This window comes from Kluyvera sp. STS39-E (assembly GCF_040932435.1).
In the GTDB taxonomy this organism is placed as follows: Bacteria; Pseudomonadota; Gammaproteobacteria; order Enterobacterales; family Enterobacteriaceae; genus Kluyvera.
The window spans coordinates 235,654-245,338 of record NZ_JBFQGA010000008.1; the positions used below are offsets into that span (position 1 = coordinate 235,654).

Annotated in this window: 7 protein-coding genes and 2 pseudogenes; 2 read left to right on the forward strand and 7 right to left on the reverse strand. The window is 51.2% G+C overall.

The window, feature by feature from the left end; all coding sequences use genetic code 11:
• Positions 1–366: 366 nt before the first annotated feature.
• Positions 367–770 (reverse strand): annotated as a pseudogene (locus AB4K05_RS19005) (MFS transporter).
• 383 nt (positions 771–1,153) lie between these two features.
• On the opposite strand from AB4K05_RS19005, the gene AB4K05_RS19010 reads away from it, so the two are divergent.
• On the forward strand, positions 1,154–1,993 hold the full coding sequence (locus AB4K05_RS19010) for a sugar phosphate isomerase/epimerase (protein ID WP_117341842.1): 840 nt from the start codon (positions 1,154–1,156) through the stop codon (positions 1,991–1,993).
• Between the two features lie 8 nt (positions 1,994–2,001).
• On the opposite strand, the gene AB4K05_RS19015 is transcribed toward AB4K05_RS19010, so the two are convergent.
• From AB4K05_RS19015 to AB4K05_RS19030, 4 genes are all read right to left on the reverse strand, one after another.
• The gene (locus tag AB4K05_RS19015; protein ID WP_117341841.1) at positions 2,002–2,982 is read right to left on the reverse strand and encodes a LacI family DNA-binding transcriptional regulator; all 981 of its coding nucleotides are present in this window, start codon (positions 2,980–2,982) and stop codon (positions 2,002–2,004) included.
• Between the two features lie 97 nt (positions 2,983–3,079).
• Entirely contained in the window at positions 3,080–4,228 is a 1,149-nt protein-coding gene (locus tag AB4K05_RS19020) for a Gfo/Idh/MocA family protein (protein ID WP_117341840.1), read from the reverse strand.
• A complete protein-coding gene (locus tag AB4K05_RS19025) occupies positions 4,229–5,293 on the reverse strand; it encodes a sugar phosphate isomerase/epimerase (RefSeq protein ID WP_117341839.1) in 1,065 nt (354 codons plus the stop codon).
• A gap of 16 nt (positions 5,294–5,309) precedes the next feature.
• Positions 5,310–6,545, reverse strand: coding sequence for an MFS transporter (locus tag AB4K05_RS19030; protein ID WP_117341838.1), 1,236 nt, complete (start codon positions 6,543–6,545; stop codon positions 5,310–5,312).
• Between the two features lie 148 nt (positions 6,546–6,693).
• Here AB4K05_RS19030 and AB4K05_RS19035 point away from each other — a divergent pair.
• Positions 6,694–7,020: pseudogene (locus AB4K05_RS19035) on the forward strand (transposase); the annotation flags it as partial.
• Between the two features lie 82 nt (positions 7,021–7,102).
• On the opposite strand, the gene AB4K05_RS19040 reads toward AB4K05_RS19035, so the two are convergent.
• Both AB4K05_RS19040 and AB4K05_RS19045 read right to left on the reverse strand, forming a co-directional pair.
• A complete protein-coding gene (locus AB4K05_RS19040) occupies positions 7,103–8,767 on the reverse strand; it encodes a UvrD-helicase domain-containing protein (RefSeq protein ID WP_117341837.1) in 1,665 nt (554 codons plus the stop codon).
• Positions 8,764–9,685: ATP-dependent endonuclease (locus AB4K05_RS19045; RefSeq protein WP_368481439.1), on the reverse strand; the 922-nt coding region annotated here is incomplete at its 5' end. The genes AB4K05_RS19040 and AB4K05_RS19045, both read right to left, overlap by 4 nt.

Below are 9,685 nucleotides of genomic sequence, written 5' to 3' on the forward strand. Positions count from 1 at the left end.
AGATTTATTGGTAACGGAAAAAACGTAAACCGGTATCACCTCCATTTATAAATTAACGTCCGGAAACGCTTAGGACTAAGACAATCTACTCAACTAACTTTCTCTAACAAAGTGTCCGGAATGATTAGACCATCACAGACAACGAGGGCACTCAAACCTGCTTTAATGTAATCGGAGTCTATTTATAATCATCTCAGTGATTTTGACAGAAGGACAATTCAGGTTTGGCTTAATTATAAACCAGTTATTGCAAAGCAAATCTCAGTCAAAGGATCCATACGTAGAGAAGCCCGCTCAGGAAAAACCTGAGCGGGCTCTTTGCTTTGGTGTGATTAGTGAATATCTAACTGACTCAAATTTTATCCATCAAATAACGATGCGCTTCGGGACAAAGCGCAGTATCAGTACGCAGATCAGCAAGCCAATGGTGCTCACAAAACCGAACACCACGTGCCAGTTAAACACCTGCCATATCCAGGATCCCAGCGGCACGCCCACCAGCGTGGTGATAGTCAGTCCGAGCATTAAAGCGCTCAACGCCCTGCCACGCTTTCTGGCGTTACCAGCGAGGCGGCAACCAGAGAAGCCACACCGAAGAAAGCACCGTGCGGTAATCCTGTCAGGAAACGGGCACCAATCAATTGATAGTAACTGCCCGAAAATACACTGACGGTGTTGCCAATGAAAAACACCGCCATCAAGCAGAGCAAAAGGTTTTTGCGCGCCATGCGGGCCACCAGAATCTCATTTACTGGCGCACCGGCTACCACGCCCAGCGCATAACTGGCGATCGCGTTGCCGGCCTGCGTTTAAGAGATGTTCAGTGACTCTGCAACCCAGGGTAACAGCCCCATGATAATAAACTCACCCGTACCGATGCCAAATCCAACCAATGCCAGGGCCAGAATTGTCCAACACACGGCGCCGGCCCCTTGGAGGTTTTTCGTCTGATTATGCAAAATCATACCTCATCGCATGTGTCTCTCTTCTGATTTCAATACGCAGGGTTGGCGGTAAATCACCCGAATAAAATGAATGCCGTCCCCAATTTGAGATTCATCACATTTTTGCAAAAGTCAGAATGAATTTAAAGTAATCGATTACTTTTTGGCGTAATTTTGTAATCGATTACTTTTAATCATCTGGAGACCTTATGTTTACTCGAATACTGGCCAGTTCATTGCTGTTTGCTTCCGTTGCGCTCACCTCCTGCCCTGTCGCGGCGGCTGAGGCTGATAATGACATTGCTTTGCAAATGTATACCCTGCGCAACGTGGGTTCGGCGGATAAACAGTTCGCCATGGCGCACGAAGCGGGTTTCAAAAATGTCGAAATTGTCGGCACACACGACCTGAGCGCGAAGCAAATGCAGGCGCTGCTGGCAAAAAATCAGTTAAAGGTGACCTCGGCGCACGTTCAGCTGTCCGCCCTGGAAAGCGCCTACGCCCAGACCCTTGCCTTTAATAAAGCGGTGGGTAATAAAACCCTCATCGTGCCGTGGATTGAAGCGGAAGACCGCCCAACCAACAGCCAGGGCTGGATTGATTATGCCAAACGTCTGGATCGGCTCGGCGCAAAATTGCGCAAGGACGGCATGCAGTTGGGTTATCACAACCACAACTTTGAGATGAAAAAATATGATGGCGTGACGGCACTTGAAATTATCATGAATCACACCCAGCCCGAGAACCTGAAGCTGGAAATGGATGCTGCCTGGGTATCGCGTGGTGGCCAGGATCCGGTGCGTTTTCTGAAAGAATATCCCGGCAGGATTTATGCCATCCATGCCAAGGATAACGCCGCAATTGGTATCCGCGATGATGAAATGAACTTTGCGCCTTTAGGCGAAGGGTTACTGGACTGGCAGACCATTCTGCCGGCAGCGAAAGCCAGCGGCGTGAAATGGTTCATAATCGAGCACGACAAACCGAACGATCCCTGGAGCATTATCACCACGTCCCTGCGCAACTTACGGGCGGCACTCAGTCACTGATGACGGACTTATGCGCTGGCGCGTTCCGTTAAGTGCCAGCTCATCATTATCCGCTGCGCGGGTGACTCAGGATGTTCAATTTTCTGCAGTAACAGGCTGAACGCCTGGCGGCCAATGTCCTTCGACGGCTGCACGATGGTGGTCAGCGGCGGTGAAACCATTTCGGCCAGTTCGGTGCCATCGAATCCAGCCACCGCGATATCTTCCGGCACCCGCAACCCCGCCTGCTGAATGGCCGACATCGCCCCTGCTGCCAGCGTGTCCGAAACGGCAAATACCGCATCCGGACGCTCTTCTGCCGCCAGCAATTCTTCCATAGCCAGCTTGCCGGCGCTAAAACTCAGTTCGCTGGCATAGGTTATCGCCTGCCAGGCCTGTTTGCTGGTTTCCAACTGACGTATATAGCCTTTCTGCCGCAGCTGCGCATATTTATAACTGAGATCGTGGTTGATCAGCGCAATGCGCTGACGACCCTTTCCACTGAGATAACGCACCACTGCCTGCGACGCATCAGCATCATCAATGCCAACACAGGAAACCTCGCCCGCATCCGCATACTCGGCGCACTGCACCCATGGGGTCTCGCCAATTAACTGGGTCAGTTCGGGAAGTTTACTGAAGGCGTCCATGGTGATAATGCCATCCACCATTTTGCCCGCCAGCAACTGCAGGCTGGAGCGTGAACGTTCAATACTGGAGCCGGAGTTACACAGCAGAATGCGGTAGCCATTTTTTTCGGCCTGTTCTTCAATGCCTTTCACCACATCGGCGCAGAACGGGTTGGATATGTCTGAGACCAGTACCAGAATCATTGAGCTGCGTGAAGTGCGTAACTGCCGCGCCAGCAGGTTGGGCTGGTAATTGCTTTGTCTGATCGCCTCGAGCACTTTCTCGCGATTTTTGTCTTTAACGCTGTCGCTGTTGTTTAACACCCGCGAGACCGTCGCGACAGAAACGCCCGCTAAACGGGCGATTTTTTGGATGGACATGGTAGCAACTCTTGCTCAGTCAGATGACACGCAGGTTACCATAAATCTGTCTGCACAATAAGTTAGCCCGGCCGGCGTCTGCCGACCGAGCCAGGCTTCAGTCGCTGACGCGCACCCATCGCTGCTGCTGATGGCTTTTCAGGATCGCATCGACAATCGCCATCACCTGCGCGCCGTCGCTGAAGGTGGCAAACGACAATCCTGGCGAGGCCGGTTTGCCCTGCTCCACAGCCTGATAGAACTGCTGCATCATATTACGGAAAGCATCTGGCCATCCCTCAATGTGCCCGCCGGGAAAACGTGCCCGTGCCGCCACCTCCGGGTTCATCAGCGAAGGATCGTCGGACAACAGCTGATTGGCCTTGTGGCGATGCCCAAGCCAAAGCTGCTGCGGTATTTCCTGATCCCAAGCTAATGAACTCAGGCTGCCGTTCACCTCGAGACTAAGACGGTTTTTGCGCCCGGCTGAAACTTGCGAAACGCTAAAGCTGCCTTTGCTGCCATCATCGAAGCGGAACAGCACAAAGCCCATATCTTCCGTGGTCACGTCGCGGGATTCGTACTGCATTTCTTCTTGCTGCGCCCCAAAGGTTGCCGACGTATTCAGGCTGGCTTTACGCGTGGGCCAGACGATCGACAAATCGGCCATCACTTCGACGATTTTCCGGCCGGTGACGAACTGAATGGTGTCGCACCAGTGCGAGCCGATATCCGCCACGGCGCGGGAAGCGCCTCCTTTTCCGGCATCAACGCGCCAGTTGTAATCAGTCTCTTCCAGCATCCAGTCCTGCAGATAGCTACCCTGCGCCGAGAACAACCGGCCCAGTTGCTGGTAACGCATCATGCTGGCGGCCTGCTGTACCATGGCGAACTGGCGATAAACAAAGCTGACGCCATGAACCACCCCCGCTTTTTCGGCAAGTTCGACCAGCTCACGGGCTTCCTCCATCGTCATGCACAGCGGCTTCTCAGAAAAGACATGCTTGCCGGCGCGCAGGATCTGCCGGTTAATTTCTGCGTGCAGATGGTTTGGCGTACAGTTGTGCACTGCATCCAACCCTCCATGTTGTAAAAATGCCGCGACGTCGCTGTATGCGTGAGGCACGTTGAGCTCAGCAGCGCGCGTTTCTGCTGCCGTCTGAGTGGAATCACAAATCGCAACGACCTGAATATTGCCAAGGCGACGCAAGGCTTCAATATGCGCCGGACCAATAAATCCGGTGCCAATAATGCCGACATTGATCATCTAAGCACCCCTGTCCAGACCAAGCTGCGCGCGTACGCTGGCGTGGTCGCCGTCCTGAGCGGCAAAGTCATCAAACGCACGATCGGCCACCGGAATAATGTGACGCTGGATAAATTCGGCCCCTTCGCGCGCGCCTGTTTCGCTGTCTTTTAAGCAGCATTCCCACTCCAGTACTGCCCAGCCGCCGTAATCGTACTGTGCCAGCTTGCTGAAAATACCTTTGAAATCGATCTGACCATCGCCCGGTGACCGGAAACGTCCGGCGCGATCAAGCCAGCGCTGATAACCGCCATACACTCCGCTGCGACCGTTTGGCAGATATTCCGCGTCCTTGACGTGGAAGGCCTTGATTCGTGAGTGGTAGATATCAATAAACTGCAGATAATCAATGTGCTGCAGATGCAGATGGCTGGGATCAAACAGGATATTGCAGCGCGGATGATTATTCACCCGCGCCAGAAAACGTTCAAAAGTCACGCCATCATGCAGGTCTTCGCCCGGATGAATTTCGTAGCAGACATCCACGCCGTGACTATCGAATTCATCCAGCACCGGCTGCCAGCGGCGCGCCAGTTCCTTAAACGCTTCCTCCAGTAGCGCAGGATTATGCGGCGGCCACGGATAGAGATACGGCCAGGCCAGTGAACCTGAGAATGTGGCATGGGCACTGAGCCCCAGCTTCGCCGAAGCCGCGGCGGCCAGCTTTACGGTGTTAATCGCCCAGGCGGTGCGTTTTGCATTGTCACCACGCACCTGTGCCGGGGCAAAGCTGTCAAATGCCAGGTCGTGCGCCGGATGCACCGCGATCAGCTGGCCTTCAAGATGGGTGGACAGTTCACTCACCACCAGACCGTAGCTGGCCAGCACCCCTGTCACCTCATCGCAATAGGTCTGGCTGGTTGCAGCGCGTTCAAGGTCGAAAATCGACGGGTGGTTACAGGGTATCTGCAGCGCCTTATAGCCCAGCGCGGATGCCCATTGTGCCAGCCCGTCCAGCGTATTAAAGGGCGTCTGTTGCCCGATAAACTGCGACAGAAAAATCCCGGGTCCTTTTAACGTTTTCACGTTTACCTCCAGTTAATTAAGCCGCTTCATCCCGATATTTAAAGGTGAAGAGGAAAAGTAAAGCGATCGCCGCCGCCGCAACGGCGGGGATCCACCAGAAAATTGCCCAGTTCTGCGCGGTGCCGTGGCCGGCAACCAGGCTGTTGTAAAGCACACCTGAGATTTGCGAGCCCAGCAGCATGCCAATGCCATAGGTGAACATCACGATCATGCTCTGCGCCTGGCCTTTCACCTTGTCGCCGGCAATGCGATCGGTATAGATAAAGCCCACGACAAAGAAGAAGTCATAGCAGACGCCGTGCAGCAAAATGCCGAGGTAGATCAGCGCGCGGCCTTCGTCACCCATACCCAACGCAAACAGCGCGTAACGGATAAACCAGGCGCACATTCCGGCCAGCAGCATGTATTTGACGCCGAGGCGTCGGAACAGCAGCGGGATCACCAGCATGAAGAAGATTTCGGACATCTGGCCAAACGACATCACGGTGCTGACGTTCTCTACGCCCGCGTCCACCAGCCATGAGGCCGTATAGGCGTAATAAGTGCCAAGCGGAATTGAAATCAGCGTGGCGCACAGCGAGAAGATAAAGAAGTGGCGGATTTTCAGCAGCGCGAAGGCATCGGCGCAGAACAGATCGCGTAGCTGAAATGGCAGACCTTTAGCCGGCGCCGGTGTATGCGGCAGCGTCAGGCTGTAAATAGCCAGCGCCACTGAGCAGACTGCCGCCAGAGAGAAGATGGTGGTGCTGGACGAAATGCCGGTGACGCCAATAAAGATGCCCGCCACTATCCAGCCGATGGTGCCGAACACCCGCACCACCGGGAAACTTTTGTCACTCCTGGCCAGGCTGTGAAACGCGATGTTGTTCGACAGCGCCAGCGTGGGCATAAAGCACAGCGTGTAACCGAACAGCAGTGCAATCAGCAGTGCGCCGTTCTCCGCCACCAGTGCAGCGGGAACAAACCACAGGATCACCGCACCCAGCATGTTCATCACCGCCATCACTTTTTGTGAAGGAAAGAAACGATCGACCAGCATTCCCAGCACGAAAGGAGACAGAATCGACGCGATGGGCCCCGCTGAAAACGCATCACCGATCAGCAGCGACATATTGTGCTGAGTCATCACCAGCCCGAGCGTGACCGACCAACTGCCCCAGATAAAGAACTGCATAAACATCATCAGCGACAGCCGGGGAACCAAAAGCCGATGCTGCGGAATGACGACGTCAAAACGTTGTGAAGTAGGCATAGGTAAACTTTCTCCAAGAAAGTAATCGATTACATTTCATCAAAACAAAATGTAATCGATTACAAAAAAACTAAATTTTAGATGGATCACATTTTTGAAGATCCATTTCAGTGCGGTTTCCGCCAAATCTGTTCAAACGGTGCTTGAAAGAGGGATAAGGATCGACTTCTCACGCCCGGGAACACCTACGGATAACGCTACGGTCGAGTCCTTCAACGGCAGGTTGCGGCAGGAATGCCTGAACGAGAACTGGTTCATGTCTCTGGAGGATGCACGGTGCAAAATCGAGGCCTAGCGCATACACTATAACCAGAGTCGTCCCCATTCTGCACTGGGCTGGATGACGCCGTCCGAATTTGCCAAAAAATCTGCCGGTTGCCAGAATATGCAGCCAGAATATGCAGCCAGAATGAAGCCGGTTATTCCTGATTATGAATGGATCATATACGGGTCAGGATCCGACATTACTAACTGAGCGTTGTATCTAATCCTGGGAGCAGGTCAATTAAATGATGTGAAAATAATTGTGGAATTATAATTAATTTTTGGACTAGCCGTTACCTCACAAACGGAAGAACATAATCAAAATACTCTAATCGAGCAGTCCGAAAAACTTTCCAGTACCTGGCATTAGCAGGTTCATCACGCTTGTTAGTATGAGTTAAAATAAGGCGTTTCTTTGCTCGCGAAACACCGACAAAAAACGCGCAGCGATTTTCTTCTTCTTTACCAAAGAAAGTCTCATTTTCTACAGCCATGATGACAACCGAATCAAACTCTAATCCTTTGCTTTTGTGAATGGTCAAAATGCGTACAGCCTGGTCATCAGTAAATCGTTTGAGTGCTAGCGGTAAATCAGATTCGATTTCCAGTAAATCTTTGATACGTGCTCTGGTATCGCGAATAACCTGTTTTAAACGCTCATGGGACTCATAATCTGACGATAATGCAACAAGCGTCTGGAAACCTACATGCTTTAAGAAAGCGCGGCCAAATTTCCACCATTCAGAAAAGGGAGTGTCCGTTTTTTTTGCATCAGACACCTCATTTCGATGCTTTCTTATCAGTTGATCAAGATCTTTTCGTGCGCTGGTCTGAACTTCTTCATCAGCAAAGGGAACCAGCTGATTCATCAGGCGAATCCATGCTTTAGGTTCACGCTGTCCATATAGACAAGACAGGTAATCAACGATTAGACGAGCCACGGGCTCGACCGTGATATCCTGCATTTGCTGCTCATTGCGGTAGGGAATTCCGCGTTGCTCTAGCTCTCTGAAGAGGTGGTCAGCATACAAATCTGGTTGCTTTGAAACTAGGACTGCAATTTCAGCCGGAGGTAGTTTCTCGGTGTTTATCCAGCCATTAATGAGGTCAGCCAGATAAATAGCTTCTGTTTGACTATCTGCAAATCCCCATGCAAAAACCTCCCCTTCGTCACCCTCAATTTGCTCATCAGGCATTACGGAGTCAGGATCTAACTTACGAATAATTTCGTTCTGAACACGCAGCAATGTTGGTTTTGAGCGAAAATTACGATACATGGTGAGCGGTACCGCATTAAAATCATTAATGAAAGACTTGAAAATACCGTCCAGAGCACCTGCCCAGCCCATAATTTTCTGCTTTGTGTCACCGACTGCAGTCAGCCGAATTTTGGTCCCCCGGAAAGCGAGTTTTACAAGGTCATATTGTATATTTGTGCAGTCCTGAAATTCATCAAGGAAAATATCACTATAAGTTTGCCGGATTGCATTTCGGGCTTTTTTTGAGGTTTGCAATATCTTAATAGCATAAGGAACCATATCGCCGTATTCTATTTCGTGACGAGATGGCTTGTTTTTTTTGTCTACAACGGCGTAACCAGCATCTATGGCATATTTTCCCGTGAGTATCGGTCTGAAGCGATCAATGATCCGCTTAGCAAATCCGTGGAAGGTGTAGCTGTCAAAGCGTGAAGCCAGACCCCGTCCACATCTACGTTCAACGCGCTCTTTGAGGTTTCTGCTGGCATCAACCTTAAATGAGATCGCCAGAATTTTTTTGGGGTATCTGCACGTTCCAGTTCGCAAAAGGAAGTCAGCACGCTGTGCAAGCATTTCCGTCTTACCAGCGCCTGGTCCGGCAGTTAATGCCAGGCAACGTTTGCGCGCTTTTGCTGCTCGTTTCGCATTAGGTTCCAGCGTCAATCCATCCGCGGGTTGCCATTCTTCTACAGTAATCATTCTGGCAGTTCCGTGAGTTTGGCAATAACCGCATCAGCCAGCCTGTCCAGTGAATCCGGCATGCTTTTAAGCAGATCTGAATCACTCAGGTGAGTTAACGCCTCAATATGAGCTGCGGGTTTACTGCCAAGCTTGAAGCGTTTGTGGTAGGTATTAAAAAGCGCTAATTCATCATCCCTGTACTGAGATGGATCGTAATGACTTTTTCCAAGAACAGCTTTTATAATTGCATTGTCGGGCTTCTCTTCCTCAACGTTATAGGCTTTTGGATAAGCAAGTAACATTGAAAAGTCTAAATCCATCGGGTAGGAGAAAAACACGCCGCGCTTTTCAAGCATGCCGAGATAATTTTCGAAGTCCCGAATTTTCTCCTCTTCATCATTCCATCTTGGAATTCCGTAGCGTTCAGGGAGTTTTTTACGCGGTTGATGTATGGACAACTGATCGTTTACGTACTTAATTCGGCCCCACCCTGCCCCATGACGGGCAACATCAAGATCAAGCAGTGTAAAATAGGGGATTTTTAATGCTGAAAGCAGACGCCAGAAATGGTTTACATGCCGCCCTCCCAATGGCGCAATCGTGATAGCGGACTCATCAACGGGTGCCCCCTTGGCCTGAAGCAAGCGTGGCAACACAATCTCTTCGCTATCACCTTCGCCAAGCACGACCAGCCGTGAAAAATAGATCTCCGGAAACGCCTGGACAGCTTCCCTCACAAACTTATGTGCCTCATCAGTTTCATCAGGCAATTTAATACAAGTGACCAGCGTCTCTCGTGACTCATTCAGTCGAAGATAACGTATTAACTCAGGTGCTACCCGGCGCAGCATTGTGGGCGCATGCGTCGCAATGAGAGCTTGCGCATCCAGGTTTTTTGTCATGACATTTAGGGAGCTAACAATGCGGCCCAAGTAA

Excerpts from the sequence above, each read along its gene's own strand:
- AB4K05_RS19020 (WP_117341840.1), bottom strand. The coding sequence starts at position 4,228 with ATGATCAATGTCGGCATTATTGGCACCGGATTTATTGGTCCGGCGCAT.
- AB4K05_RS19010 (WP_117341842.1), top strand. The coding sequence starts at position 1,154 with ATGTTTACTCGAATACTGGCCAGTTCATTGCTGTTTGCTTCCGTTGCG.
- AB4K05_RS19040 (WP_117341837.1), bottom strand. The coding sequence starts at position 8,767 with ATGATTACTGTAGAAGAATGGCAACCCGCGGATGGATTGACGCTGGAA.
- AB4K05_RS19015 (WP_117341841.1), bottom strand. The coding sequence starts at position 2,982 with ATGTCCATCCAAAAAATCGCCCGTTTAGCGGGCGTTTCTGTCGCGACG.
- AB4K05_RS19030 (WP_117341838.1), bottom strand. The coding sequence starts at position 6,545 with ATGCCTACTTCACAACGTTTTGACGTCGTCATTCCGCAGCATCGGCTT.